The organism is Stenotrophomonas sp. TD3 (assembly GCF_001939825.1).
Taxonomy (GTDB): Bacteria; Pseudomonadota; Gammaproteobacteria; order Xanthomonadales; family Xanthomonadaceae; genus Stenotrophomonas.
On the sequence record NZ_MOYM01000001.1, the window covers coordinates 1159980 to 1186382 of the forward strand.

Here is a 26403-nt window from a genome sequence, read left to right on the forward strand (position 1 = left end):
TCTCTCTGGAGCATCCGCCATGTCCCTGCCCCTGCCCTCCAATGCCGCCGGTCTTGGCCTGCGCCGTGGCCTGATCGACGAACTGCTGGCAATGCCGGCCGGTGCCATCGACTTCCTCGAAGTCTCCCCCGACAACTGGATCGGCGTCGGCGGTGCACACGGCGCCGCGCTGCGCCAACTCAGCGAGCGCCACCCCTTGACCTGCCACGGCCTGTCGCTGTCGCTGGGCGGCCCTGATCCGCTGGACCGCACCCTGCTCGCACAGACCCGAGCCTTCCTCGACCTGCACCAGGTGCAGCTGTACAGCGAACACCTGAGCTACTGCGCCGCCGGCGGCCATGTCTACGACCTGCTGCCGCTGCCGTTCACCGCCGAGGCCGTACACCATGTCGCCGGCCGAATCGCCCAGGTGCAGGACATGCTGGGCCGACGCATCGCGGTGGAGAACATCTCCTACTACGCCGTTGCCGGCGCGGACATGAGCGAGATCGACTTCATCAACGCCGTGCTCACCGAAGCCGACTGCGACCTGCTGCTGGACGTCAACAACGTCTTCGTCAACGCCTGCAACAACGGTTACGACGCCTTCGAATTCCTGGCCCGCGTGCCATCCCACCGTGTCGCCTCGCTGCACGTAGCAGGCCACTTCGATGAAGACGATGGCTTCAAGATCGATACCCACGGTGCGCCGGTGAAAGGCATGGTCTGGGCACTGTTGCGCGAGGCCTATACGCGGGTGGGCGTGCGCCCCACCCTGCTCGAACGCGACTTCAACTTCCCGCCGCTGGCCGAGTTGCTGGCCGAGGTTGCGCAGATCCGCCAGGCGCAGGTCGAGGCACGTTGGCCCGAGGTGGCCCATGGCTGAGTCGCTGGCTACCCTGCAACGACGCTGGGCCGATCATGTACGCGACCCTGCAATGGCCGCACCCGATGGCGTCGAGGCGCGCAGGCTGGCGGTATACCGCCGCCTGTGCATCGACAGCCTGGACACCCTGCTGGCCGGCAGCCTGCCGCGACTGCAACAACAATTGGGCACGCCGCGCTGGCGCGACACAGTGGAGCACTACTACGCCAGCCACGCCTGTCACACCCCGTTGTTCCCACGGATCGCCAACGAGTTCGCGGCCTGGCTGGCGGTGCAGGACGCGCTGGCACTGCCGGGCTGGGCAGCAGAACTGGCGCACTACGAGAGCACGCAGCAGTCGCTGCACATTGAAGCGCGTGACGCTGGTCGTTTGCTGCAGCGCGTACCGGAGGACAGTGATGTGCTGGTGGTTTCGCCGTTGGTGCGGGTGCTTGGCTACCAGTGGCCGGTACATGAGGACGAGGCGCTGGAGCCGGCGCTGAGCGCAGCTCCCACGCTGCTGGTGATCCAGCGCCTCGCCGATTTCAGCCTGCAGGCCGAGGAGCTTTCACCGCTGGCCTACGCGCTGCTATCGGTCTTCGGTGACGACGGCGCGCCTGTGGATGAGGCACTGCAGGTGCTGTCCGAAACACATGCCATGGCAACGGACGCATTGCGCGTGGCCTGCGTGCCCGTTCTGGGCGAGCTGTGCGCGGCGGGCGTGCTGGTTGCATCGCGCGCGTTCTGAGGTTGCCGGCCAGCGGCCGGTGCTACCCATTCCCTACTTCGAGGTCTCATCATGGCTCCTTCCAACACTTCCTTCCTGCACGGCTGGCGCCTGTTCCTGGCCATCGCCGTGATCCTGATCGCTTTCGCGCTGGCGGCCTTCGCCCTGCATGCCGATGTGGCCGAGGGCAGCCGAGCAGCGATCCGGGTCACTGCACGCACATCGTTCCTGCTGTTCCTGGCAGCGTTCACGGCATCGTCGTTCGCCAGCCTTCTGCCCGGCCCGTTCACCCGGTTCCTGCTGCGCGAACGGCGCATCATCGGCCTGTCCTTCGCGTTTTCGCACCTGCTGCATGCAATCGCGATCACCAGTTTCGGCATCCTCAACCCAGCGTTCTGGCCAGCACGATCCGCGCTGGCCAACCTCCCGGGCACGGTGGGCTACATCGCCATCCTGGCGCTGGCCATCACCTCGCACCGGGGGCTCGCCCGGCGCATGGGACCCACCGCCTGGCGTCGCCTGCACGTCACCGGCATGTGGATCATCGCGGCGGTGTTTACTTACTCGTACTTCAAGCGCGTGCCGGGCGACTTCTGGTATGCGGTGCCGTCGGCGCTGCTGTTCACCGCCTTCGTGGTGCGCTTGATTGCCAAGCGGGCGCAGGCGCTGCGCCGAAGTGCGCATGCGCGGCCGCCGCTGCGGGCGGCCTGACGGGCCGGGGTCGGATCCCTTTGCCAAAGGCAAAGGGATCCGACCCCATCATCCCGTCCCCATCAGCCGTCACGTGTGGCGCGATAGGCCGCGTAGGCATCGAGGATCTTCTGCAGCCGCGCGTGCTGCTTCGTCCCCATGGGGACCCGTTGCACGCGCTTCAGCAGCGTCTTCCACATGTATCCGGATCGGAAGAAATACGGCCGCACTTCGAGAAAGGTCAGCGCGACATCCAGCGTATCTGGATCGTGTTCGGCCAGCCGTTTCAACGCGTTGGCATAGCCTCCCGGAAACGCCAGCCGCTCGTAGTGCTGGTGGAACTCGGCACAGGCCGCAGCGTGCCGTTCCCGCTCCTCCGGCCCACGCCAGCGCGCACTGGCGGTATCGCGGATGGCCTGCTGCAGCCGGTTGATCTCATCGGCGTTGGCGCGGATCAGGCGTTCCATCGGGGCGCGGGGATGGGACATGGTTCCTTCCATGTGGTTCGTCAGGGATCAGAGCCATCTCCCCCAGGGAAAGGAATCTGACCCCGCCCAAGGTCACGGCGCGCGGCGCAATGTTACCAGGGTGATCTCCGACGGCACGCCGATGCGCGCCGGGAAACCGGCCCAGAGGCCCGCACCGTTGCCCACGTACAGCGTCATCCCATCCACGTCGTAGCGGCCGGACACAAAACCGCCATTGGCTCGCTTCACCAGCTGGTCCATGCCGATGATCTGCCCGCCGTGAGTATGCCCGGACAGCTGCAGCTTCACCCCACGCGCCGCCGCCTCGCGTGCATTGCGCGGGCGATGATCGAGCAGGATCACCGGCGCGGACGGATCGGCACCGGCCAGTGCGGCGCCCAGATCCGGCAGTGGCAGGCCATAGCGCGCCGCCACCGGATCGGTGACCCCGGCGATGGTCAGCGCTGCATCACCGCGCCGCACCTGCATGTGGCTGTTCTCCAGCACCTGCATGTGCAGCGCGCGGAATGCCTGCATCCACGCCTGGTACTGCGCGTAGTACTCGTGGTTGCCGGTGATGGCGATGACACCGTCCGGCGCCCGCAGGTCCGCGAGTGGGCGCGCGTCGTCACGGCGGGCCTCGACACTGCCGTCGATCAGATCGCCGGTGATCACGATCAGGTCCGGCGTCAGTGCGTTGCTCTCATCCACTACCCTGCGCACCCAGTCGCCGGTGAGCAGGCGACTGGCGTGGATGTCGGTCAGCTGCAGCACGCGATAGCCGTCGAACGCAGCGGGCAGCCCGGCGATGCTCACCTCGATCTGCCGGGGCTTGGGCACCGCCATGCCCTGGCTGATGCCATACCCACTGACCAGCAGGGCCAGCATGCCGGCCGCCGGTCGCAGGCTCCGCGTGCGCAATGCGGCTACCGTACGTGGCCAGCGCAGCAGGCGGGAAGCGAGCAGGCCCACGTCCAGCGCCAGCATCAGCAACGCCAACAGCAACACCGCCGTGGAGCCGGTCGCCAACGTGGCGATGGCCAGTTTCGGAATCTCGGGCGACGCCATCGTGCCCCAGAAGGTGGCGACGATGCGTAGCTGCACAGCCACGCCCACCAGCAGCAGCGACAGCACGACCTTCAGCCAGGTGGGCATGCGCAGTGGCCAGAACAGGCGCCAGGCCACATACAGGCCCATCAACAAACCGATCGTACTCAGCACTGCAACCATCCAGGAAAGAAAGCGGGCCCACCATGGTGACGGCTGCCGGCCGTGTTGTGTAGCGCCGAGCCCATGCCCGGCTGCTCAGGAAGCCGTCGAGCAGGGCTCGACGCTACAGAACCGCAGTCGCGCAGGGCTCGGCCCTACGGATGGCCCAGGCGCTCCACCCGCAGGCGGGCGATACGGCGCTTCTCCATCGCCAGTACGGTGATGCGTACATCCGCAATCTCCACCACGTCACCGATGTCGGGCAGGCGCCCCAGACGCTCCAGCACCAGGCCAGAGATGGTCATGTAGTCGGCACTGCGTGGCAGCGATATGCCGGCCAGCCGCTGCAGGTCGTCCAGGGTCAGCGCACCATCGGCCTCCCACTGATCCTCACCCTGTGCGACCACGCCATAGCGCTCGTCCTGGGTGTCGACCAGGTCACCGGCAATGGCTGCCAGCAGGTCGTTGGCAGTCACCAGGCCTTCCACGCTGCCGTACTCGTCCACCGCCACCGCCAGCGGCACCGGGTGCTGGCGGATCAGTTCCAGCGCCTGCAATGCACTGGCACTGGACAGGACGTACTGCGGCTCACGCAGGTTGCCTTCCAGCTGCAGCGGCTTGCCCTGCAGCAGGTCGGCCAGCACGTCCCGGCTCTGCACCACGCCACGCAGGCTGTCCAGGTCACCATCGCCCACCAGCAGGCGGGTGTGCGGCGACGCCACCAGCCGGGCCACCACATCCTCCTGCCCACGGGCCAGGTCGATCCACTGCACATCGGCACGCACAGTCATCACGCTCGACACCGGCCGATCGGCCAGGCCCAGCACGCTGCGGATCATCTCGTGCTCGGCCGGCTGCAGGCGTTCTTCGGCGTCCACCGGCTCGTCCACGCCTTCATCGGCATGGCCGTTGGCCGGGCGCGCGCCCAGCATGCGCAGCACCGCATCGGCGGTGCGCTGGCGGAACGGCTGGCGGCGCTCGTTGCGCTCGCGATTGAAGCGCACCCACTGGTTGAACGCCTCGACCAGGATCGAGAAGGCGATCGCCGCGTACAGGTAGCCCTTCGGAATCTTGTAGCCCAGGCCTTCGGCCACCAGGCTGAAACCGATCATCAGCAGGAAGCCCAGGCACAGCACCACCACCGTGGGATGCTTGTTGACGAAGCGGGTCAACGGCTTGCTCGCCACCAGCATCAGCGCCATCGCGATGGTCACGGCGGCATACATCACGCCCAGATTGTCGACCATGCCGACCGCGGTGATCACCGAGTCCAGCGAGAACACCGCGTCGAGCACCACGATCTGTGCCACCACCATCGCGAAGCTGGCATAGACCTTCTTGCCATCCTCGTGATGCTCACGGCCTTCCAGCCGTTCGTGCAGCTCCATGGTGCCCTTGAACAGCAGGAACAGGCCGCCGCCCAGCAGGATCAGGTCACGCCCGGAGAAGCTGTGGTCGAACAACGTCAGCAGCGGCTCGGTCAGTTTCATGATCCAGGCCAGCGCGGCCAGCAGCACCAGCCGCATCAGCAGCGCCAGCGCCAGGCCGATCACCCGCGCGCGGTCACGCTGGTGCGGCGGCAGTTTGTCGGCAAGGATCGCGATGAACACCAGGTTGTCGATGCCGAGAACGATCTCCAGCACGACCAGGGTTGCAAGGCCCATCCATATCGAGGGGTCAGCCAACCATTCCATTTCAGGTCCGTTTCGTCAGTAGGTAAGGGAAAAGAGCAATCACTCAGTCGGCGTCCTGCACCTGCGCCGGGTCATGCCCGAGCAGGTCGCCGGGCGTGCACTGCAGCTCACGGCAGATCGCATCCAGCGTGGAAAAGCGGATGGCGCGCGCCTTGCCGGTCTTCAGGATCGACAGGTTCGCCAGGGTGATGTCGATGCGCCCGGCCAGCTCGGACAGGGTCATGCCCCGTTCCTGCAGCATGCGGTCGAGGGTGATGACGATCGCCATCAGATGACACCATCGAGGTCATCGCGCATCGCCGCGCCCACAGCAAACACGCGTGCCAGCACGAACAGCATCAGCACCGCCACCAGGCCGGTGATCGACATGCCGCCGCCCACCTCCATCCAGGTGAAGTCCGGGCCCATCCAGGCCGCGTAGGCGCCGATCAGGATCGACAGCAGCTCCATCGCCAGCATCAGCCATGCCATGCGTTGCAGGCGCTGCGCGTTGGCATGGGTGAACGGCCGCTCGCGCGCCGCCGACTTCAGCAGCCGCAGCAGATGGCGCAGGAACAGCAGGCACAGCACCAGCAGCGCGACGATCGCGCCCAGGCCCAGGCAGAAGTGCAGGAACAGGTCGTTGCCGTGCGCGGCGGCGGCACCGGCGTCATGCACGCTGTCGAGCAGCCAGCGGCGGTCGTGGGCGACCAGCGGCACGGCCAGCAGTGCGGCCAGGATGCCCAGCCAGCACATCGCCCGGACGGCCTGTACGGCGGCCTGGGCCAGGGTGAACAGGCCTCGCGCGGGTCTGGCGCGGGCGGGACGAGCGGTCAAGCGGCCTCCGGCATTGGGGTGGCCTCGCCGCCCCGGGGTGAATTTATCGATAAACGATATACCACAACCTGCGTGAAAGGCTGAATCGCAAGCGTGCCCCTCCCCCGGTCAGGGCCCGGGCGCAGCCGGTTCCAGCATCGCTTCGCCCGGCGTCACCGAGGCCATCGCCTGTACGCCGGCCTCGGCCGCCTGCCGCGTGACCAGCCGGAAGCGCGCCTGCAGCTTGGCCTGGCCGGGCGTGGCCCAGCCGTACTGGATCGCCACCTGGTCGGCCGACAACGGACCACGGCCCGGCAGCGAACGCGCCTGCAACGGCTTCGGCGCCGCCTGCACCAGCCGTGCGAAGCCCTTCTGCACCACCGCCGCATCGGCCTTCTCCGCATATACCGTGCAGGTTCCATCGTCGGCCCAGCTGACCGCATAGCGGCCGCTGGCCAACGGCACCATCCAGGCCACGCCTGCCTGCCCCTGCAGCAAGGTTGCCGCCTCGGCCGGCTGCAGCGGTGCCAGCCCGTTGGATTCCATCAACGACTGCAGGCGCGCCGGCGCACCGATGTGCTGCATGCAGGCGGTATCGAACAGCTCGCTGAAGGGATCCTGCGCCGGGGCCTTGGCCTTGGGAGTACGCGCGGGTTGCGCCACCGCCAGGGTGGGCAGCAGGGCCAAAGCCAGCCAGAACGCAGGACGCATCGGGATTCCACGCTACGGAAAACAGCAGGGAGGATGGCAAAGCCCGGGCGTGCCGCGCAACGGGTCATGGCTTGACAGCCGCCACCGGCAGGAGGAGTATCAATTAACGAATTAGTTAATTAGCTCGCCATGGACCGTATCTTCGAAGCCCTCGCCTCCACCGCCCGCCGGCAGATCCTGGCCTATCTCAGCGCCGGCGAGCTCAGCGCGGGAGAGCTGGCCGAGCGCTTCGATTTCAGCAAGCCGGCGCTGTCCAGCCACCTGCGCATCCTTGAGGAAGCCGGTCTGATCGAGCGCGAGAAGCGCGGCCAGTTCGTGTACTTCCGGCAGGTGCCCGACCGCCTGGCCAACACGCTGTTCTCGTGGGCGGCCGAAGTCTGTCCGGTCGGTGGCCCGCTGAAGCGCGAAGCACGCGCCCGCCGCAAGTCCCCCGCCCGCTGAACCACCCTGCCAAGGAGCATGACGATGCCTGGTTCGACCCGCGACCGCCGTTCGTTTCCAGGGGTGCAGCTTCCGGCGCTGGAGGGCGGCAGCCCGACCGAAGTCACCTTGATCGCGCAGCTCGGCATCGGTGCCGGTGATGCGCTGGTGACCGACGCCAGCCAGCGCCAGCGCCACCACCCGGCCTTCATCGATGCACTGGACGAGCCTTCCGCGCGCCTTGGTGGCATGCACCTGCAGCAGGGTGACGCCTCCTCGCTGTACAGCTTCACCGTCGGCTCCGGCGGCCATCCCTTCCATCGGCATGCAGGGCCGCGCATGTTCACCGCCATCGCCGGCAGCGCCGGCGCCGAACTGCGTTTTGCCACCGCGTCCGACGCACAGCTGGCGCGCGATCCCGCGGCCTTCGCACGCACGCTGCGGCGCATCCGCATTCCACCGGACTGCCTGTTCACCGTGCGCTTCGGCGGCGGCACCTGGCACCAGTTCGCATCGAACCATCGCGCACATCCGGCGCTGTTCGCGTTGTCCTGCCACAGCAATGAGCTGGCCGGGGCGATGGATGAGCAGGCCCGTGCACAGGTTCAACGCAATGCCGCCGATATCCCCAGCCTGACCGAGGTATTGCCGGAAGCGCACTGGCCTTCGGCCGCCACCCTCGCGGCGGCGCCGCTGCTGCAGCTGTCACTGCAGGCAGCGCCCCCCAGCCTGTGCGCGCATCTGTGCGCGCGTACCCGCGCCCTGTTCGGTCCGCTGCGGCGGATCCCGCTGCGGCCGCTGCGTGGCTTCGTCGAACGTGCCACGCCGGCCTATCCCATCCACGCACGGGCTGCCGCCAGCGATGGCCTGCTGCCCACGGCACTGCCGCACAGCCACTACCAGGACCAGACCACCCTGCGCCTGGACAGCGCGCAGGTCCCCCATCACGCCGCGTCGGCGCTGCTGGCCGATGTGCTGGAAGGCTTCCTGTGCAACCCGCCCACCGGCGTAGGCCACCTGATGGCGCTGCGCAACCGCCTGGTGGCGCCGTTGCGGCTGCGTACGTCGCCGCTCGGCTGCCCGGTCTCGTCACTGTTGTCGACCGATCGCAGCCGGTTGTTCGCCGGCCGCTATCCGGTGCTGGATGCGCGCATCGATGCCGAGGACACCTGTGCCGAAGTGCTGCTCGGTGCCGATGATCGCCACCTGCGCTTCCGCAGCAGCGTGCGGGTGCAGCGCTGTACCGATGGCCAGTTCGAGATCAGCCTCGGCTCACGCGTGCAGACCCGCAACGCGTTCGGCCGCCTCTACATGGCGCTGATCGACGCTGCGCACCGGCACTACGTTGCACCGGCACTGCTGCGGCGTGCGGTCGAACATGCGCTGGCTCCGGAACTGGCTGCCGTCGGTGCGTGGATGGCGCCCCCTGCGCACGGATGAGGGTGGCCAGCGGCCGGCGTTACCCGGCGCTGTAGCGGTACACCAGATCATCGGCATCACTGCGCACGGCCTGCGGGTCGAGCACCCCGCCCAGGCGCTGCGCGACGGCCTGCGATGCCCGATTGTCCGGCGCCATGTAGCTGACCAGGGTCGGCAGCTGCGCCACCACGAAGGCCCAGTCGCGCAGTGCGCTGGCCGCCTCGGTGGCAAAGCCCTGCCCGCCGTGGCCGTCGTACAGCAACCAGCCCAGTTCCTTTTCCGGGAACAGCGGGCCATGGTTGATCCCCACCTGGCCGATGCAGGCACCGGTATCGGCGCGTTCGATCATCAACGCGCCATGGCCGAACAGATGCCAGCTGGCCAGGTCGTGGCAGAACTGCCCCCAGGCCGCCACTTCACCGAACGGGCCGCCCATGCCACTCGCACGGGGCGAGGCCAGGAACGCGGCATAGACGCTGAAGTCATCCAGGCGCTGCGGACGCAGCCGCAGGCGCGCGGTGTGCAGGGTCGGAATCTCAAGCATGGCAGCGCACAGGCTCAGTACACCGCCAGATGGCCGCATCCGCGTCGCTGCGGCTGCCCTTCCATCGTCACCTGCACGCTGGCCTGCGTGTCCACGCCTTCGGCGTTGCGGCACGACTCGCGCTTGATCTCGACGATGGCCGGCTGCTTGCCGAGCGCTCCGTTGAGTACGATCAGCGAACGCGGCGCATCGGCCGGCTGCCCGAGATAGCGCAACATGCCCTTCCAGGTATCGCCGTCAGTGCTGAGGGTGGCCTCGTGGTTGCCCTTGCCGGTGGAGGCGATCTCGATGCGCCAGCCGGCACCACCGCCAGTGAAGGCCGGCACCGGGCTCAGGTCGGCGGCAATCGAGGGATGCCGTGGCGCATCACCCGCCGTCTGCGATGCGGTGGACGCGCAACCGACCAACAGCCCGGCCAGCAGTGCTGTGGCAACAATGGGACGAAGGATCATGGTGGCCCCCAGGTGATGGATGCGGCCAGTCTAGAGGGCCGGATGTGCCGTGGAAATGAACGGAGCCCGCGGTGTTCACCCTTTCCTGCGATGGTAATCACGACCCAGGCGTGATGCCCGCCACAGCACCGTACCGACGTTAAAAGCGGATGGAGAAGCGCCCCTGGCGGACGCCACACCCGGCTAACAGGGGGCTGCCGGAGAATCGCGCAACCCCGTGGCACGACCGGCATGGCTGCCGGTACAAACGCGGCCTTTCCTCCGCAACCGCATGGCCTCCACATGGATCTGTTCGCCTGGCTCGCGTTCGGCTGCTACCTGTTGGTGTTCTTCGTTGTCTCGCTGTTTGCTGCGGCCTACCTGAAGCGCTCCGACTTCATGCCCTACCACGGGCAGGCCGTGGGCGTGCCGTGGGCGCAGATCGAGCCGCGCATGCAGCTGCTGCTGATGGCACTCATCCGCGTGGTCGGCGCCGGTTGGATCGCGCTGGCCGGCGCCGGCGTGATGCTGGCCTGGCTGATCTTCTTCGGTGGTCACTTCGCACTGCCGCAGCTGCTGGCGTTCCAGCTGTTCTGCCTGGTCGCCACCCTGCCGCCGGTCCTGGTCGCTTCCGGTGTGCGGCGACGCACCGGTGCACGTACACCGGTGCCTGCTGGCGCCGCGGTGGTGCTGCTGTCGGTCATCGGATTCGTGCTGGCCCTGTTGTCGCTACCGCGCTGAGTTCCCTTTCTCTACCCTCTCCCACGAGGCTCCACGATGAATCCCGAATCGATCTTCTACAGCGTGGTCAACGGTGATCTGCCACCTTCCCAGGCCGGCACCCTGCTCGGCTGGCGCTTCGTCGGCTACGACGATGCACTGCGCCGCATCCAGGTCGAATTCGAAGCCGGCGCCGTGCTCACCAACCCGATGGGCAACGTGCAGGGCGGTTTCCTGTCAGCGATGCTGGACGACTGCATGGGGCCGGCGATCTACGCCACCCTGCCCGCCAACCGCATCGCGGTCACGGTCGAATCCAAGACCAGCTTCGTCAGCCCGGCGCGGCCCGGGCGGATCATCGGCTGGGGCGAAGTCGAGCACAGCAAGGGCAGCATCGCCTTCACCCGTGGCTGGCTGACCGACCCGGACGGCAAGGTGCTGGCTACTGCCAGCGCCACGTTCCGGGTGGGTGCGCTGCGCTGGCGAGGGCTTTCGGTGCCGCGTCCCATCGCGCGCCGGATGATCGCGCGCACGCTGTGGCGGGTGCACGCGCGGATCGGCTGACGGGTGCCGTCACCGTGTGTTACGGCCGCCGCCGGCCACACGCACGCGGTCGCGCCCCTGCGCCTTGGCCTGGTACATGGCCGCATCGGCGGCACGCAGCAGGGTGCGCCAGCCCAGCGCATCGGTGCCTCCCGCAGCCACGCCGAAGCTGGCGGTGACCCGCAGCACGTTGCCACCGGCCAGTGCGATGTCCAGTTGCCGCAGCGCCACGCGCAGCGACTCGGCCAATTGGCGGCCGCCGGCCAGATCGCCGTCGGCCAGCAGCACCAGGAACTCCTCGCCACCATAGCGGGCGATGCTGTCGCTGCGGCGCAGGTGGCGCCGCAGCAGCTGCGCCACCTGTACCAGCACCTGGTCGCCCGCATCATGCCCATGGCCGTCGTTGATGGTCTTGAAGCGATCGACGTCCAGCAGGATCACCACCGCGTTGTTGCCGCCGTCGGCATGCCGCTGCTGCACCCGCTCTTCCAGCGCGCGCCGGTTCAACAGCCCGGTCAGTTCATCGGTGCCGGCCAGCTGGCGCAGCTCGCTGGTCAACGCCGAGCGCTCGCGTGACTTCTCGCGCAGCACTTCGATGGCATCGAACAGGCGCTGCATCTCGGCCAGCGGATGGGTCACATGCTGTTCCGGGCCGGGCGCTTCCGAGGCGATCTGGATGACCTGTTTCTGCGCCTGCAGCAGTGGCCGCAGGATCTGCAGGTGGGCAATGCGCAGCGCCACGCCAAGCACCACCAGCGTGCCCAGCACCGTCGCTACCAGCACCACCAGGCGCGTCGCTTCGCGGTTGCGGGTGCGCTCGAAGCGGTCGATGGACACGCTCAGGTAACCGTCGCGCAGCGCTTCCAGCGACTGCAGGGTCGGCACGTAGCGCGTGGTGAACTCGGCGGCGGTCCACGGCGGTGGCACGCCGCGCCGGCCATCTTCGATCAACTGTTCGATCATCGGCAGCGATTCGCCGAAGAACTGCCGGCGTGCCATGTCCCAATGCCAGGACAGCGCCGGATCGCTGCGGAACACCGCTTCATGGCTGCCTGCCAGCCGCCATAGCTCCAGCAGGCGGCCTTCGGTCTGCAATGCCGCCCGCACCTGTTCGTCACGCCATGCCCCCGGCACCGCGACCGGCGCCATCACGTTCGAGGCCAGGCGGCCGCCATGCTCGCGCAGGTCGATCAGCACCTGGCCCTGCATCGCTGGAATCGCCGCTTCGCGGTCGGCGCTGACCAGCACGTTGATCTGCGCCGAGGTCAGCACGTGCAGGCGATCGACCACGGCGAACATGCTGCTGATCGCGCGCTCCACGTCCTCCACCCGGCGCGCATCGTGCGGCTGCGCCGCCACCCGGTCCACCGCGGCCCGCGCCGACTGCAGGCGACGTTGCGCGTCGGCCAGCAGCGCATGCTCGTCGACCACGCCCGGATCGGCCTTGAACACGGTGTCCAGCTGCAGCAGGGCGGTGTCGACCCGCTGGCGCGCAACCGCCAGCTGTGCGGCCAGGTGGGCCTGCTCGGCCGCATCGACCGGGTTGGCCCCCAGCAGGCTGTTGGCGGGGCCGCGCTCGGCCGACACCAGGTTGGCCAGGTCGAAGGTCTGCCGCAGCTGGCGCAGGCTGACCAGGTTGTCCTCGGCGGCGGTGAAGCGCAGCGTGCCCTGCACCAGTGCGATGGCCATCAGCGGCAGCGTACAGACTACGAACAGCCCGGCCAGGATCCAGACCCAGGTCCGCAATCCGATGGGCGACGCCTTGCGGGCCATGCACATTTCCCCTGTAGTGCAGAACACTGTAGCGGCCGGCTACACAGGCGCCAAGCCGCTAACGGGCCAACCGTGGCCGTGGGTATACCGTGCCCGCCGCGAACGCACCGACAAGGCCGCGCGGACACTCGAAACGGGGCAATTACGTCATGCCCAGCCGCGTCAGATCCAGCGCTGGTCGACCAGCTCGCGCTTCACATAGGCATAGAACACCGGCGCGGCGACCAGGCCCGGCAGGCCGAAGGCCGCCTCCATCACCAGCATGGCCAGCAGCAGTTCCCAGGCACGCGCCTGGATTTCGCCACCGACAATGCGCGCGTTGAGGAAATACTCCAGCTTGTGGATCAGGATCAGGTACAGCAGCGCCGCGACCGCCACGTAGAACGAGACCGACAGTGCCACGATGGTGATGATCGTGTTGGAGATGATGTTGCCCACCACCGGCAGCAGGCCGGCAAGGAAGGTGATCAGCACCAGGGTCTTGGACAGCGGCAGGTGCACGCCAAACAACGGCAGCACGCCCAGCAGGAAGATGGCGGTGAACACGGTGTTGAGCAGCGAGATCTTCACCTGCGCGAACACCACCTGGCGGAACGCGGTGGCCAGGCGGCTGGTGCGCCCGATCAGCTCCTGCGCCAGCGGCCCCATCTTCGGCAGCGGCAGTTCGTCATACAACGCGATCATCGCACCCAGCACCATGCCGATCAGTACGCGCACACCGACCTGTACCACCGAGGTCCCGGCCACGCCCAGCTGGCGCTGATGCTCGGCGGCCCAGTCGTTCAGCGCCGCGCGCAGCGCTGGCATGTCTTCGGGAATGTAGGGTTGCAGCAGCGCCGGCACCTGGTGCCGCGAGGTGTTGAGGATCTCCATCAGGCGCGCCAGCAATGCGTCCGGGCCGCCGGTCTCGTTGCGGAAGAACGAGGCCACGCCGATGCCGGCCAGTACCAGCCCGCTGATGATGATCGCCGACAGCACGATCACTGCGATCGCCCGCGCCCGTCCCGGCGGCAACTTGCCCTCCACGGTGGAGGCCAGCACGTGGGTCAGCTGGAACACCAGCAGGCCGGACAGCAGGGTCACCACCAGGCCCAGCTTCAGCGCCAGCCACATGCCCAGCAACATCATCAGCCACGCCGCGATCCTTGGGATGGGGGGCTTGGGCTGGGCAACAAGGGCGTCTTGCATGGGAGCGCGTCCGGGCGGGGTGGCCCATGGTAGAGGATTGACCCGCCGATTCGGCGTGCAGGCTGAACGGGCGTTACGCTCTCATGCCGTTGCGGCCCTGCCGCCTCCCCATCCACTCACTCGCCGTAACTGGCCGTATTCTTGCCCTGCCGCTTGGCGTGGTAGAGCGCGCGGTCGGCCAGTGCCAGCCAGTCCTCGACACTGCCCCCCCGCGGCGTGGCGGCAATGCCGATGCTGACGCTGAACTCCACGCCCGGGGTGATCTGGCGCGCGGCCTCGAGCAGATGCAGACGCACCCGCTCGGCCACGTGCATCGCATCGACGGGTGCGCAGTCGTGCAGCAGTACCACGAACTCATCGCCCCCCAGCCGCGCCGGGGTATCACCGGGCCGCGAAAACGTGCGCAATGTTGCAGCGATATGCCGCAGTACCTCGTCGCCCGCGCGATGGCCAAGCGAATCATTGATGCGCTTGAAATCATCCACATCGAGCATCAGCAGGCAGGCCAGTCCGCCCTGCCCCTGCGCCCGGTCCAGCACCTGCTGCGCACGCAGGATCAGGAAGCCGCGGTTGGCCAGTTCCACCAGCGGATCCATCCGGCTCAGCCGCTGCAGCTGCCGGTTCTGCGATTTGACCCGGCGCGCCAGCTGCCAGCTGAGGATGCTCAACCCGATGCCGTAGACGAACAGGAACGGCACGCTGAGCACGATCGTGCGCTGCGAGGAAACGGGTTGGTAAGGGAAGCCGAGCGCCCACCAGGTGATGGCGAAACCCAGCACCAGCGCCAGCGTGGCCCGCATCGCCAGGCGTACGCCACCGGCGGCGATCTTGTCGGCGACCAGCAGCGCGGCGAACAATGCACTGGGGACCGCGCTCAGCGCCATGAAAGCGATCCAGCCGCCGCCGAAGAAGGAATCAGCGACCATGCAGCGGAACTGCACCTGTGCAGGCTGGCGGGCGCGCTGGGTCAGCACCAGCGCGAGTGCCGGCCACGCCAACGCATTGAGCAGCAGCAACACCCAGGCCCACAGGCCGTCCTGACGTTCAAACATGATCGAGGCGATGGGAATCGCGCCCAGACCATTGCCGACGAAACGCATCCAGCCGATGCGACGTGCCGCGCCGATGCCTTCGACCGCGCCTTCCGCCGAATCGGTGAAGAATGGCATTGCCGACCCCCTTGCGCGATCGCACCTGCTGCTAAGGCCCTTGCCGGGCTGCCTGCGATGAGTCTGACAGCTTTGCGTCAATTCGGGATCAAGGTCGTGGCACGTCGCGCGGGCCGGCTGCCACGCTCCCGCTGCCGCACCCCGCGTTCACCCAGCCCGGGGCGCAGCCGTCGAACCACGCAGCATGAAGCTGAACTCCAGCGTCTGCTGAAGCGGCACATCGACATGCTCGATGATGGCGAGCAGCAGGTTGACCGCACGTTCACCAATCTCCCGCATCGGCTGCCGGATGGTCGTCAACGGCGGCGTGAGGTAACGGGAGGACGCCAGATCGTCGAAGCCGACGACGGACAGCTCGTCGGGTACGCGGATGCCCAGATCCCGGCAAGCGGCCAGGGTACCCAGTGCCATCTGGTCACTGAAGCAGAACACCGCGGTCGGTGCGGGCGCGCCGTCCAGCAGCGCCCTCGCCGCCGCATGCCCGGACTCCACGGAAAAGTCGCCCGGCACGATGCTCAGCTGGCGCAGGCGACCACGCGCCTTGCCGGCGGCCCGGACCCCTTCCAGCCGTTGCTGGTGCAGGGGGTTGTCAGGCGGTCCGCCGACCACGGCGATCCGTTCGTGTCCCAGCCCGTACAGATGCTCCATCACCGCGCGGGCGGCGGCGGCGTTGTCGATGTGGACGCTGGGAATGCCCAGCGCGGGGTCGAACTCGCAGCCGTTGACCACCGGTGCGGCGGCGCCGCGCTGCTCGACGATCTCGCGCGCGGTCGGTGGCAGGCGATGGCCCAGCACGATCATGCCGTCGGCCTCGTTGCGCCGGAGCATCTGCGCGTAGCGCTCCTCGCGGTCGGGTTGATGCTGGGTATCGCCCAGCAGGACCGCATAGCCGACCGCCTGCGCCGCCTCCTCCGCGCCCTGCAGGATCTGCGCGAAGAACGGATTGGCGATGTCCGGGACGGTGACCAGGATCTTGCCGCTGCGCTGGGTCTTGAGCGTGCGGGCCACCGTGTTGGGCACGTAGCCGAGGGCGGCGGCGGCCTGCTCGATGCGTGCGCGGGTGGCGGGCAGGACCTTGTCCGGCCGGGAAAGCGCACGCGACACCGTGCCCGCGGAGACGCCGACGTGCTTTGCGATGTCGTAGATGGTGGCCATGGCGTTAGTCCTCCTGTCCGCTGTGCAGTGCACAACAGGTCCTGCGTGAGCCCCTGCTAGGATAATGCAATCGATTGCATCGAGGGCGAATCACGTTGAAGACGCTCAAGGGTCCAGCGCTGTTCCTGGCGCAGTTCATCGACGACACAGCTCCTTTTGATCGGCTGGACACGCTGGCCGGATGGGCCGCGGGTCTGGGCTATTCTGGCGTACAAGTCCCCACCAGCGCGCCCCACCTGTTCGATCTGGCCGAGGCGGCGCGCAGCCAGGCGTACTGCGACGACGTCGCCGGCATGCTGGCCGGGCACGGCCTGCAGATCACCGAACTGTCGACCCACCTGCAGGGGCAGCTGGTTGCCGTCCATCCCGCCTACGACAGCCTGTTCGACGGATTCGCGCCGCCGGACGAACGCGGTGATCCGGCCGCCCGCCAGGCCTGGGCGGTGGAGCAGCTGCGGCTGGCCGCCAAAGCCAGCCAGCGCCTGGGACTGACCGCGCATGCCACGTTCTCCGGCGCATTGGCCTGGCCCTACTTCTATCCCTGGCCGCAGCGCCCACCGGGACTGGTGGAGGAAGCCTTCGCCGAGCTTGGCCGCCGCTGGCGCCCGATCCTGGATGCGTTCGATGCCTGCGGCGTGGACCTGTGCTTCGAGATCCACCCGGGCGAGGACCTGCACGACGGCGCGACCTTCGAACGCTTCCTCGATGTGGTCGATCACCATCCCCGCGCGAAGATCCTGTACGACCCCAGCCACCTGCTGCTGCAGCAGATGGATTACCTGGGTTTCATCGACCGCTACCACGCGCGCATCGGCATCTTCCACGTCAAGGACGCGGAGTATCGCCCCAGCGCGCGCAGCGGCGTGTATGGCGGCTACCAGGACTGGATCGACCGTCCGGGCCGGTTCCGTTCACCCGGTGACGGCCAGATCGACTTCAAGGCGATCTTCTCGAAGTTCGCGCAGTACGACTTCCCCGGCTGGGCGGTACTGGAATGGGAGTGCTGCCTGAAGCACCCCGAGGACGGCGCGCGCGAGGGTGCCGCCTTCATCCGCGACCACATCATCCGCGTGACCGAACGCGCCTTCGACGACTTTGCCGACAGCGGCACGGACGCCGGATCACTGCACCGCATGCTGGGAATCTGAGCCAAGACCGCCCCGGGAGGGCAAGCCATGACGCACGCCATGTCGCGCCTGGGCGCGATGATGTTTCTGCAGTTCTTCATCTGGGGAGCGTGGTTCGTCACCCTCGGAACCTATCTGGTGCAGGGCCCGCTGCAGGCCAGCGCGAGCCAGGTGGCCACGGCGTTCCTCAGCCAGTCCATCGGCGCCATCGTGGCGCCGTTCCTGGTCGGCCTGATCGCCGATCGCTACTTCGCGGCGCAGCGCATCCTCGCGGTGCTGCACCTGGCCGGCGCGGTGTTGATGTGGCTGGCGTCCACCGCCACCAGCTTCAGCGTGTTCTCGGCCTGCGTGATGGGCTACATGCTGCTGTTCATGCCGACGCTGGCGCTGGCCAACAGCGTAGCCATGCGCCACATGCAGTCGCCCGAGAAACAGTTCCCGCTGGTACGCGTGGCCGGCAGCATCGGCTGGATCGTCGCAGGCGTGCTGATCGGCTGGCTGGGCTGGGAGCAGGCGCATCGGCTTGAACTGACCTTCCGCATGGCCGCGCTGGCATCGCTGGTGCTGGGCCTGTATGCGTTCACGCTGCCGCACACGCCGCCACTGGCCCGACAGCGCGATGCCGGGCTGGGGCAGATCCTTGGGCTGGATTCGTTGCGGCTGCTGAAGTCGCGCGCCTACCTGGTGTTCTTCCTGGCGTCCATCGCCATCTGCATCCCGCTGTCGTTCTACTACAACTTCACCAATCCGTATCTCAACGACCTGGGCGTGCGCGGCGCCGCAGGCCTGCAGTCGCTGGGCCAGGTCTCCGAAGTGCTGCTGATGCTGGCCATGCCGTTCCTGTTCGTGCGGCTGGGGGTGAAGACCATGCTGGCGGTGGGCATGGCCGCCTGGGTCGTGCGCTACGTCCTGTTCGCCTTCGGCGATGCGGGTAGCGGCTTCTCGCTGCTGGTGATCGGCATCGTGCTGCACGGCATCTGCTACGACTTCTTCTTCGTTACCGGCCAGATCTACACCGATGCCCATGCCGGCCCCGCCGTGCGCAGCAGCGCGCAGGGCTTCATCACCCTGGCCACGTACGGCGTGGGCATGCTGATCGGCACCTTCCTGTCCGGCGCGGTGGTGGAGCACTTCACCACGGCCGCCGGACGCGACTGGCAGCAGATCTGGCTGTTCCCGGCTGGTGTCGCGCTGGTCGTGCTGATCGCCTTCCTGTTGCTGTTCCGCGACCGGCCCGCCGTGGCCGCCGCATCTTCCACACCCTGAGGATTCGAGCCGATGCCAACGCTTGGAATCGCCATCGTCGGCACCGGCATGATCGGCGCCGTGCACCGCCGCGCGGCCTTGCTCGCCGGTGCCGAGGTACGCGGCGTCGCCGCTTCGTCAGCGCAGAACGCGCGCGAGATGGCGCAGCTCTGGAATGTTCCGCGCGCCTACCGGGACATCGAAGAGGTGATCGCCGATCCGCAGGTGCAGGTCGTGCACGTGTGCACACCCAACCATCTGCACCGCGCGATGGCGCAGGCGGCGTTGGAAGCCGGCAAGCACGTGATCTGCGAGAAACCGCTGGCAACCACGCTGGACGATGCGCAGGCGCTGGCGGCGTTGGCCACCTCGACCGGCCTGGTTGCCACGGTCCCCTTCGTCTACCGCTACCACCCGGTGGTCCGCGAGGCGCGCGCACGCATCGCCCAGGGCGATCTCGGGCCGCTGCACCTGATCCATGGCAGTTACCTGCAGGATTGGCTGCTGGACCCGGCCAGCAACAACTGGCGCGTGGATCCGGCACTGGGTGGCGCATCGCGCGTGTTCGCCGACATCGGCTCGCACTGGTGCGACCTGGTGGAATGGGTCAGCGGCGAGCGCTTCACCGAGGTCAGTGCGGCCTTCTCTACCGTGATCGCTGAGCGCAGCGCCGTCAGCGGGCAGAGCTTCAGCACGCCGGCGGCAGGCGGCGCAAAGCAGGCGGTAACGAGCGAGGACGTGGCGGCGGCGATGTTCAGGACCGGCGCCGGCACGCTGGCGTCGTTGACGGTCAGCCAGGTCTCGGCCGGACGCCACAACCGCCTCTGGTTCGAGATCGATGGCGCCAACGCCAGCCTGGCCTTCAACCAGGAGGATGCCGAACGCCTGTGGATCGGCCTGCCCGACCAGCGCGAGGAGATCTTCGTGCGCGGGGCGGGCGCCGGCAGTGCCGAACAACGCCGGCTGTCGGTGTTACCGGCCGGCCACGCGCAGGGCTACGCCCAGTGCTTCGAAGCATTCGTCGCCGACACCTATCGCGCCATCGAGGGCGAGCGGCCGCAGGGCCTGCCCACCTTCGAGGACGGCGTGCGCTCGGCGCAGATCGTCGATCGTGTCATTGCATCGGCCAGGTCGCGTGCCTGGACTGCCATCGGTTGAAACCCGGGAGGATCTGTTGATGAAAGCCCTTGTCCATGGAACTGCAAGCCTCGTCCTGCTGCTCGCTGCCCTGCCCGCTTTCGCAGTCGAAGCCGCCAGCGCGCAGAAGCCGATCGCAGTGCAGATGTACACCTTGCGCGATGCCGGCTCGCTCGAGCAACAGTTGAAGATCGTCCACGATGCCGGTGTGCACGCGGTGGAAACCGTCGGCACGCAGAACGTCAGTGCCGCGGAACTGAAGCAGCTGCTGGACCGGTATTCGATCAAGGCGATTTCATCGCATGTGCCGCTGGCCGAGCTGCGCAGCAACCTGGAGGGCGTGGTGACCTTCAACCGGTCGATCGGCAACACGACGCTGGTGGTGCCATACCTGGACAAGAAGGATCGCCCGAGCGATGCCGCCGGCTGGACCGCCCTGGGCCAGGAACTGGGCCGCATCGCGAAACAGGTGCGCGGCAAGGGCATGCGCCTGGCCTACCACAACCACGACTTCGAACTGGCCGACGTCGATGGCAGGACCGGACTGGAGCTGCTGTTCGCCGCCGCCGGTCCCGACCTGCAGACCGAGCTGGACCTGGCCTGGGTCGCGCGTGCAGGCCTGGACCCGGCGGTGATGCTGGCAAAGTTCCGCGGCCACGTATTCGCGGTGCACGCCAAGGACAATGCGCCCAAAGGCCAGGCCGAAGACGAAGGCGGATTCGCTGCGGTGGGCCAGGGCGTGCTGGACTGGAACGCGATCCTGCCTGCTGCGGCAGCCGCCGGCGTGCATTGGTACATCATCGAGCACGACCAACCACGCGATCCGGCCAAGGTCATCCAGACCGGTGCGGACTATCTGCGTGAACACCTGACCACCAACGAGCCCGCCCGTGCGCGGCGCTGACGCATCAAGGATGCCCCACATGAGAATGATCCTGGCAATAGCGGTGGCCCTGGGTGGCATGAACGTTGCGACAGCCGCCTGGTGCAAGGACGACCCGGCTGCGGGTGCAAAGCTCTACACCGCGAACTGCGTGGCCTGCCATGGCGCCGATCGTGCGGGCATGCCGGGCGCGTTCCCGGCGCTCACCGACATCGGCAAGCGCATGGCACCCGCGCAGATCAAGGAAAAGATCAGCAAGGGCGGCGGATTGATGCCGCCCTTCTCCCAGCTGTCACAGCAGGAGATCGATGACATCGCCAGCTACCTGGCGAAGTAAGCGGCCGGCGACCACGCCGGCCATGTGCCACTACAGCTCGCGCACCCAGATGTTGCGGTAGCTGACCCTGGAGTCATGTTCCTGCAGATAGAGCGGCGCGCACCCATGCGGCGCGTACGACGGTGCGCCGATGTACTCGGTCTTGCCCGCCAGCACCGTGTCGTCCTGCACCAGCACGCCGTTGTGCAGCACCGTGATGCGCGCGGGCGACACAAGCCCACCGCCCGCTGCGAAGCGCGGCGCCTTCCAGAGGATGTCGTAGGCCTGCCACTGGCCCGGTGCGCGTGAGGCGTTCACCAACGGCATGGCCTGCTTGTAGATCGAGCCCGCCTGGCCATTGGCATAGGTCGGGTTGTTGTAGCTGTCGAGCACCTGCAGCTCATACAGCTCCTGCAGGAAGATGCCGCTGTTGCCCCGGTTCTGGCCGTCGAAGCCCTTCGTGTCGGTGGGCGTGCGCCACTCCACATGCAGCTGGACGTCGCAGAAGCGTTGCCGGGTGCGAATGCCCTTGCTGCCGGGCACGACGGTCATCGCGCCATCGGCAACCTTCCAGGGCACGCGACCGCCCTGCTCCGACTCCCACGCGGAAACATCCTTGCCATCGAACAGCACGATTGCATCGGATGGGGCCTTGCCCTGCGGCGTAGCCACGGTCGCGGGCACCGGCGTCCACACCTCGGTCTTCTTCGGATCGCGCGCGGCATCGGCACCGCTCTGCGCGAACACGGGTGCAGCGGCCAGCACGGTGGCCGCGATCAGCACCGGCTTGATCATTCTGTTGCGCTCCATCAGCTGGTCCCCCACGCCGGCGTGCCGGGAACATAGGCGAGGTCACCGTCGTAACGTCCCGGCACGGCGACGTACTGCAGCACCCCGGTCGCGCCGACCTTCGAGGTGAAGAAGCCAAAGATGGCCAACTGCTTGAGCATCGTGAAGTAGTGCGGCATCGCCTCGCCCTCTTCAGGCGCACCGGTCTCGGTGACCTCGGCCGTGTGTGATTTTGCTTTTGCTTCCGCATCCAGCGTGCGCAGCAATTCGGTTCGGGCTTCCGGCGTGAGCGACACGAAGCGGCCGCCGGCGCGTCTGTCGATGTCGCCCAGCCCCGCGCGGAACGTCGCCTGCTGCCGGGCGGTGTAGCAGTCGCTGACGAAGGTCGCCATGAACAGACCAGCGCCCGCGTCTTTCGCCCCTGGTGTCCGGGTCCGCGGCAGGATGGTCTCGGCGATCTCGTCCAGCGTGCCGACATCGGCGTCGGAGAACAGGGCCTTCACCGGTGCGGCAGCGGCCTTTCCCTGCGCGAGCGCAGGCAGGCCGACCATGGCCGCGCCGGTAGCAGCGACGATCATCTTCAGCAGTTCGCGGCGATCCATCAGAGGTTCCCCGCTTTCAGTTCGCGTACCGCGTGGTCGGCCGCGCGCGCGGTCAGCGCCATGTAGGTCAGCGAAGGATTCACGCAGGCGCTGGAGGTCATGCAGGCACCGTCGGTCACATAGACATTGGGTGCATCCCAGACCTGGTTGTGCGCATTCAATACCGAGTTCTTCCGGTCACGTCCCATGCGCGCGGTCCCCATTTCGTGGATGCCCTTGCCCGGGGCGTAATCGTTGTCGTGCATCTTCACGTCCTTGACGCCGGCCGCCTCCAGCATCTCGGCGGCATCGGCGGCCATGTCCTTGCGCATCGCCAGTTCGTTGGCGCGCATGGCAACGTCCATCGCCAGCACCGGCAGCCCCCACTTGTCCTTGCGGTCGCGGTCCAGGCGGATCGTGTTGTCATGGTGCGGCAGCATTTCACCGAACCCGGTCATGCCGATGCGCCAGTCACCAGGCACGGTCAGCGCCTCCTTCAGATCGGCACCGATGTTCAGCTCGGCGATCTCGCGCGACCAGCCGGTGCGGCTGGCACCGCCCTGGTAACCGAACCCGCGCAGATAGCCGCGCTTGTCGGCCGCGACGTTGCGGAAACGCGGGATGTAGAAGCCGCAGGGACGGCGGCCGAAGTAGTACTTGTCTTCGTAGCCCTCGACCCGGCCCGAGGCGCCCGCACCGAAGTGATGGTCCATCACGTTGTGCCCGAGCTCACCCGACGAGGAGCCCAGCCCGCCCTCCCACACATCGGTGGCCGAGTTCATCAGCAGCCAGGTCGAATTGAACGACGATGCATTGAGGAAGATGACCTTGGCGGTGTACTGGTAGGTCTGCCCGGTCTCGGCGTCGATCACCTCCACCCCGCGCGCACGCTTGCGGTCCTTGTCGTAGAGCACTTCCTTGACGATCGAGAACGGCCGCAAGGTCAGGTTGCCGGTCTTCATTGCCGCTGGCAATGTCGCCGCCTGGGTCGAGAAATAGGCACCGAAGGGGCAACCCAGGATGCATTTGTTGCGGTACTGGCAGTTGACGCGCCCCTGCTCGGGCATCGGCTGGGTGATGTTGGCGGTGCGCGAGTGGATCATGTGGCGGGTTCCGCCGAAGGCCTTCTTGATCCGCGCCGCTACATCCTTCTCAACGATGTTCAACGGGATCGGCGGCAGGAACTCACCATCCGGCAACACGTCCAGCCCTTCGCGCGTGCCGGCGATGCCGGCGAACCTTTCCACGTAGTCGTACCACGGCGCGATGTCGGCGTAGCGGATCGGCCAGTCGGTCGCGAGTCCGTCCTTGAGGTTCGCCTCGAAATCCAGATCGGAGAAGCGATAACTCTGCCGCCCCCACAGCAGCGAGCGGCCGCCGACGTGGTAGCCACGGAACCAGTCGAAGCGCTTGGTCTCGATGTAGGGCGACTCCTGCTCGTTGGCCCACATCCCTTCCAGGTTCTCGGCCAGGCCGTAGTCGCGCATCAGCACCGGGAAGGCGGCCTTCATCGCCTGCGTTGGCCGGTTGCGATGCGGGAAATCCCACGCCTCCTTCATCGCGTTGACGTAGTCCTTGACGTGCTCGATGTTGCGCCCGCGTTCCAGCATCAGGACCTTCAGGCCCTTCTCGGTCAGCTCCTTCGCTGCCCAACCGCCACTGATTCCCGAGCCAACAACAATGGCGTCGTAGTGATTATCTGCCATGGGTTTCTCACCTGGGTGGATATCGTTTCAGACGTCGCAGAGGCGGATCGCCTCGCGCAATGAGGCAACGGGATCGGGCGCTGCAGGCGTGAACTCCTGCGCCAGATACCCCTTGAAACCGGTGTCGCGGATCGCGCGACAGATGGCCGGATAGTGGAGCTCCTGCTGGTCTCCTATCTCGTTCCGGCCCGGCACGCCTGCGGTGTGGTAGTGCTTGAAGCAGGCGTGATGCTTGCCGATGGTGGCGATGATGTCGCCCTCCATGATCTGCATGTGGTAGATGTCGTACAGCAGGCCGAAGTTGTCCGAGCCGAGCCGCTGGCACAGCTCCACGCCCCAGGCGGAGTGATCGCACAGGTAGTCGTGGTGATCGACCCTGGAGTTCAGCAGCTCCATCACCAGCACGACGCCGCGCTTCTCGGCATGCCCGAGGATGCGCTTGAGGCCCGCCTCGGCATTGGCCATGCCGTCCTGCGGGTCCATGCCGTTGCGATTGCCGGAGAAGCAGATCAGGTTGCGGTAGCCGGCATCAGCCACCAGGTCGATGTGCCGCGTGTAGCGCTCCACCAGCTGGTCGTGGAATTCGCGGCCGGCAAAGCCCTTGGTCAGGCCCAGCTCCGCGCCATTGCACATCGAGCTGTAGACGCCATTCGCCTTCAGCGTGGGCCAGTCTTCCGGGCCGACCAGGTCGATGGCGGCGAAGCCGATGTCCTTCACCGTCGTGCAGAGCTGGGCGACCGACAGCTGCGGGAAGGTCCAGCGGGCCACGGAGTGTTGCAGGTTGCCCTTCAGCGGTGCAGTGGCGGCGAATGCAGGCAACGCTCCCGCAATACCCAGGGCTACGCCTCCCGCAACCGCCATGCGCAGCGCATCACGCCGCGTGAGCCCCATCGCCGGGGCCGGTCTGATCGAATGGATGGACATCCACCTACCGGCCTCCCAACCGGTATCAAACGCAACGATTCACAGCAATGCAATCGATTGCACCATAGGGGAGGAAATTGTCTGTTTGCAAGTCGCGGCGCACGAAAACTGATGCTGCGGAGCACAATGCCAACGACATCGCGCAGAAAGAAAAGCCCCGCATTGGCGGGGCTTTCTTTTCTAACCAAATCAGTCGCCTGAGATGAAATCTACTGGTTTTTTGCTCAAGCGAGCGAACAAAATCAGTACTTCTTCAACGCCCCGAGCCTATGCATTGGCCCTATTCTCGGAAGCATTGAATGATCACTGGGCGTTCGTAGGCTCACGAACCATATCAACCAGTTCCTGGATGTCTTCGTTCTGCATCCGGGTGCACCCCGCCGCCAGGGCCCAGCCCTGCCTCGGAGACGGCGGATTGCAGAACTGCATAGCTCGCGACGGCGAGCGACAGTAGTCAACCAAGCCAAGGCTTCGCGAAACGCGTACGCATCAGCTTTTTCCGATGACCGACTCAGACGCCGTCACAGTCACCACCTGCATTAGCTAGTCGGACAACTTCACGCAGGGAACCCTGGATGTCCGCCACTGAGCTGCAAATGTTCTCGGGCGCCACGTCGAACTTTGCAGGGCCGGCCCGACGCTTGAAAGCAGCAAATTCGGACATGCATTGCCCTGCCAGCTTCTTCGCATCCAGCTTCGACGCGGCCTGAACCACTGAATTGCCCTGCGCAGCGAGGTAGCACTTGTAGTCCTCTGAAAGCGCTCCATCCATACGGAATCGCGACAGTTCAACCAAGTGCAGAGGAGCGGCAGCACTCCTGCTGCCCCCTATCAAGGCGAGACCAAGCTCAGCACCGTCTGCTCCTGCACAAGCATATGGCGTCTGAGAGCACAGTGACTTGCTCTCGGAACTTTTGTGCACCACCAGCGAGGCAAGAATAGAGTGTTCGGCCATCTCAATGTCCGCCGCGAGTCTCTCTGACAGCGGACGGGCGGCTAGCGAGGACCCAAATTGAGCACAAAAGACGAAGCACGAAATCAGTGCGGTGGTTTTCATCGACTCACCAGAAACGTCGGAAAGGCGCGCAAACTGACACATCTTAACTCTCCACTCCTGCTCGGGGGCGAATCAAGAACAGCACTCTCGCGCAAAAACTTGAGAAACTCATCGAAGACAACGCTGCCAGCCAGGCACG

At 66.8% G+C, this 26403-nt stretch carries 29 protein-coding genes; 12 read left to right on the forward strand and 17 right to left on the reverse strand.

Annotated elements, in window-relative coordinates; translation table 11 throughout:
• Positions 1 to 19: 19 nt before the first annotated feature.
• Genes BKE09_RS05450 through BKE09_RS05460 form a run of 3 tightly spaced genes read left to right on the forward strand, consistent with a single transcriptional unit; the run spans position 20 to position 2282 of the window.
• Positions 20 to 865 carry a DUF692 domain-containing protein gene (locus BKE09_RS05450; protein WP_075675084.1) on the forward strand — a complete coding sequence of 282 codons (846 nt, stop codon included), beginning with the start codon at positions 20 to 22 and terminating at the stop codon, positions 863 to 865.
• The gene (locus BKE09_RS23830; protein ID WP_075675085.1) at positions 858 to 1592 is read left to right on the forward strand and encodes a putative DNA-binding domain-containing protein; all 735 of its coding nucleotides are present in this window, start codon (positions 858 to 860) and stop codon (positions 1590 to 1592) included. The genes BKE09_RS05450 and BKE09_RS23830 overlap by 8 nt, the downstream gene beginning before the upstream one ends.
• 51 nt (positions 1593 to 1643) lie before the next feature.
• On the forward strand, positions 1644 to 2282 hold the full coding sequence (locus tag BKE09_RS05460; RefSeq protein ID WP_075675086.1) for a ferric reductase-like transmembrane domain-containing protein: 639 nt from the start codon (positions 1644 to 1646) through the stop codon (positions 2280 to 2282).
• 62 nt (positions 2283 to 2344) lie between these two features.
• Here BKE09_RS05460 and BKE09_RS05465 read toward each other — a convergent pair whose 3' ends face one another.
• The 6 genes from BKE09_RS05465 to BKE09_RS05490 form a co-directional block, all read right to left on the reverse strand.
• Complete coding sequence (locus BKE09_RS05465) at positions 2345 to 2728, reverse strand: hypothetical protein (protein WP_240502877.1); 384 nt, start codon at positions 2726 to 2728, stop codon at positions 2345 to 2347.
• A gap of 93 nt (positions 2729 to 2821) precedes the next feature.
• Entirely contained in the window at positions 2822 to 3958 is a 1137-nt protein-coding gene (locus tag BKE09_RS05470) for a metallophosphoesterase (RefSeq protein WP_075675088.1), read from the reverse strand.
• Positions 3959 to 4092: 134 nt separating this feature from the next.
• Positions 4093 to 5631 carry a TerC family protein gene (locus BKE09_RS05475; protein WP_075675089.1) on the reverse strand — a complete coding sequence of 513 codons (1539 nt, stop codon included), beginning with the start codon at positions 5629 to 5631 and terminating at the stop codon, positions 4093 to 4095.
• Positions 5632 to 5674: 43 nt separating this feature from the next.
• A complete protein-coding gene (locus BKE09_RS05480) occupies positions 5675 to 5899 on the reverse strand; it encodes a helix-turn-helix transcriptional regulator (protein ID WP_049443805.1) in 225 nt (74 codons plus the stop codon).
• Entirely contained in the window at positions 5899 to 6366 is a 468-nt protein-coding gene (locus BKE09_RS05485) for a DUF2975 domain-containing protein (RefSeq protein ID WP_049467337.1), read from the reverse strand. The genes BKE09_RS05480 and BKE09_RS05485 overlap by 1 nt, the downstream gene beginning before the upstream one ends.
• A 189-nt stretch (positions 6367 to 6555) precedes the next feature.
• Positions 6556 to 7137, reverse strand: coding sequence for a hypothetical protein (locus tag BKE09_RS05490; RefSeq protein ID WP_075675090.1), 582 nt, complete (start codon positions 7135 to 7137; stop codon positions 6556 to 6558).
• A 129-nt stretch (positions 7138 to 7266) separates the two neighbouring features.
• On the opposite strand from BKE09_RS05490, the gene BKE09_RS05495 reads away from it, so the two are divergent.
• Both BKE09_RS05495 and BKE09_RS05500 read left to right on the forward strand, forming a co-directional pair.
• Positions 7267 to 7578, forward strand: a complete 312-nt coding sequence (locus BKE09_RS05495) for a metalloregulator ArsR/SmtB family transcription factor (RefSeq protein ID WP_004147836.1) — start codon at positions 7267 to 7269, stop codon at positions 7576 to 7578.
• Positions 7579 to 7602: 24 nt separating this feature from the next.
• On the forward strand, positions 7603 to 8997 hold the full coding sequence (locus BKE09_RS05500; RefSeq protein WP_075675091.1) for a DUF2867 domain-containing protein: 1395 nt from the start codon (positions 7603 to 7605) through the stop codon (positions 8995 to 8997).
• Between the two features lie 19 nt (positions 8998 to 9016).
• On the opposite strand, the gene BKE09_RS05505 is transcribed toward BKE09_RS05500, so the two are convergent.
• Positions 9017 to 9520: a GNAT family N-acetyltransferase gene (locus BKE09_RS05505; protein ID WP_075675092.1), complete on the reverse strand. Its 504-nt coding sequence runs from the start codon at positions 9518 to 9520 to the stop codon at positions 9017 to 9019.
• A gap of 14 nt (positions 9521 to 9534) precedes the next feature.
• Complete coding sequence (locus tag BKE09_RS05510) at positions 9535 to 9972, reverse strand: hypothetical protein (protein WP_075675093.1); 438 nt, start codon at positions 9970 to 9972, stop codon at positions 9535 to 9537.
• A 282-nt stretch (positions 9973 to 10254) separates the two neighbouring features.
• On the opposite strand from BKE09_RS05510, the gene BKE09_RS05515 reads away from it, so the two are divergent.
• The gene (locus BKE09_RS05515; RefSeq protein WP_075675094.1) at positions 10255 to 10692 is read left to right on the forward strand and encodes a hypothetical protein; all 438 of its coding nucleotides are present in this window, start codon (positions 10255 to 10257) and stop codon (positions 10690 to 10692) included.
• Between the two features lie 36 nt (positions 10693 to 10728).
• Positions 10729 to 11235 carry a PaaI family thioesterase gene (locus BKE09_RS05520; protein ID WP_075675095.1) on the forward strand — a complete coding sequence of 169 codons (507 nt, stop codon included), beginning with the start codon at positions 10729 to 10731 and terminating at the stop codon, positions 11233 to 11235.
• 9 nt (positions 11236 to 11244) lie between these two features.
• Here BKE09_RS05520 and BKE09_RS05525 read toward each other — a convergent pair whose 3' ends face one another.
• From BKE09_RS05525 to BKE09_RS05540, 4 genes are all read right to left on the reverse strand, one after another.
• A complete protein-coding gene (locus BKE09_RS05525) occupies positions 11245 to 12987 on the reverse strand; it encodes a GGDEF domain-containing protein (protein WP_075675096.1) in 1743 nt (580 codons plus the stop codon).
• Between the two features lie 162 nt (positions 12988 to 13149).
• Positions 13150 to 14175 carry an AI-2E family transporter gene (locus BKE09_RS05530; protein WP_075675097.1) on the reverse strand — a complete coding sequence of 342 codons (1026 nt, stop codon included), beginning with the start codon at positions 14173 to 14175 and terminating at the stop codon, positions 13150 to 13152.
• A 116-nt stretch (positions 14176 to 14291) separates the two neighbouring features.
• A complete protein-coding gene (locus tag BKE09_RS05535) occupies positions 14292 to 15344 on the reverse strand; it encodes a sensor domain-containing diguanylate cyclase (protein ID WP_075675098.1) in 1053 nt (350 codons plus the stop codon).
• Between the two features lie 147 nt (positions 15345 to 15491).
• The gene (locus BKE09_RS05540) at positions 15492 to 16499 is read right to left on the reverse strand and encodes a LacI family DNA-binding transcriptional regulator (RefSeq protein WP_075675099.1); all 1008 of its coding nucleotides are present in this window, start codon (positions 16497 to 16499) and stop codon (positions 15492 to 15494) included.
• A 95-nt stretch (positions 16500 to 16594) separates the two neighbouring features.
• Here BKE09_RS05540 and BKE09_RS05545 point away from each other — a divergent pair, with 95 nt between their 5' ends.
• Genes BKE09_RS05545 through BKE09_RS05565 form a run of 5 tightly spaced genes read left to right on the forward strand, consistent with a single transcriptional unit; the run spans position 16595 to position 21228 of the window.
• On the forward strand, positions 16595 to 17647 hold the full coding sequence (locus BKE09_RS05545; protein ID WP_075675100.1) for a sugar phosphate isomerase/epimerase family protein: 1053 nt from the start codon (positions 16595 to 16597) through the stop codon (positions 17645 to 17647).
• Between the two features lie 27 nt (positions 17648 to 17674).
• A complete protein-coding gene (locus BKE09_RS05550; protein WP_075675101.1) occupies positions 17675 to 18892 on the forward strand; it encodes a nucleoside permease in 1218 nt (405 codons plus the stop codon).
• Positions 18893 to 18904: 12 nt separating this feature from the next.
• Complete coding sequence (locus BKE09_RS05555) at positions 18905 to 20029, forward strand: Gfo/Idh/MocA family oxidoreductase (RefSeq protein ID WP_075675102.1); 1125 nt, start codon at positions 18905 to 18907, stop codon at positions 20027 to 20029.
• A 19-nt stretch (positions 20030 to 20048) separates the two neighbouring features.
• Positions 20049 to 20912 carry a sugar phosphate isomerase/epimerase gene (locus BKE09_RS05560; RefSeq protein ID WP_075675103.1) on the forward strand — a complete coding sequence of 288 codons (864 nt, stop codon included), beginning with the start codon at positions 20049 to 20051 and terminating at the stop codon, positions 20910 to 20912.
• Between the two features lie 19 nt (positions 20913 to 20931).
• Entirely contained in the window at positions 20932 to 21228 is a 297-nt protein-coding gene (locus BKE09_RS05565; protein WP_075675104.1) for a cytochrome c, read from the forward strand.
• A gap of 30 nt (positions 21229 to 21258) precedes the next feature.
• Here BKE09_RS05565 and BKE09_RS05570 read toward each other — a convergent pair whose 3' ends face one another.
• The 5 genes from BKE09_RS05570 to BKE09_RS05590 form a co-directional block, all read right to left on the reverse strand.
• A complete protein-coding gene (locus BKE09_RS05570; protein WP_240502878.1) occupies positions 21259 to 22002 on the reverse strand; it encodes a DUF1080 domain-containing protein in 744 nt (247 codons plus the stop codon).
• A 14-nt stretch (positions 22003 to 22016) separates the two neighbouring features.
• Positions 22017 to 22598 carry a gluconate 2-dehydrogenase subunit 3 family protein gene (locus BKE09_RS05575; RefSeq protein WP_075675105.1) on the reverse strand — a complete coding sequence of 194 codons (582 nt, stop codon included), beginning with the start codon at positions 22596 to 22598 and terminating at the stop codon, positions 22017 to 22019.
• Positions 22598 to 24283, reverse strand: a complete 1686-nt coding sequence (locus BKE09_RS05580; RefSeq protein ID WP_075675106.1) for a GMC family oxidoreductase — start codon at positions 24281 to 24283, stop codon at positions 22598 to 22600. Before BKE09_RS05580 ends, BKE09_RS05575 begins: the two co-directional genes overlap by 1 nt.
• Before the next feature lie 27 nt (positions 24284 to 24310).
• Positions 24311 to 25207 (reverse strand): TIM barrel protein, encoded by an 897-nt coding sequence (locus BKE09_RS05585; RefSeq protein ID WP_075675107.1) that lies wholly within the window; start codon positions 25205 to 25207, stop codon positions 24311 to 24313.
• Between the two features lie 511 nt (positions 25208 to 25718).
• A complete protein-coding gene (locus BKE09_RS05590) occupies positions 25719 to 26264 on the reverse strand; it encodes an Imm57 family immunity protein (RefSeq protein ID WP_170871729.1) in 546 nt (181 codons plus the stop codon).
• Between the last annotated feature and the right edge of the window lie 139 nt (positions 26265 to 26403).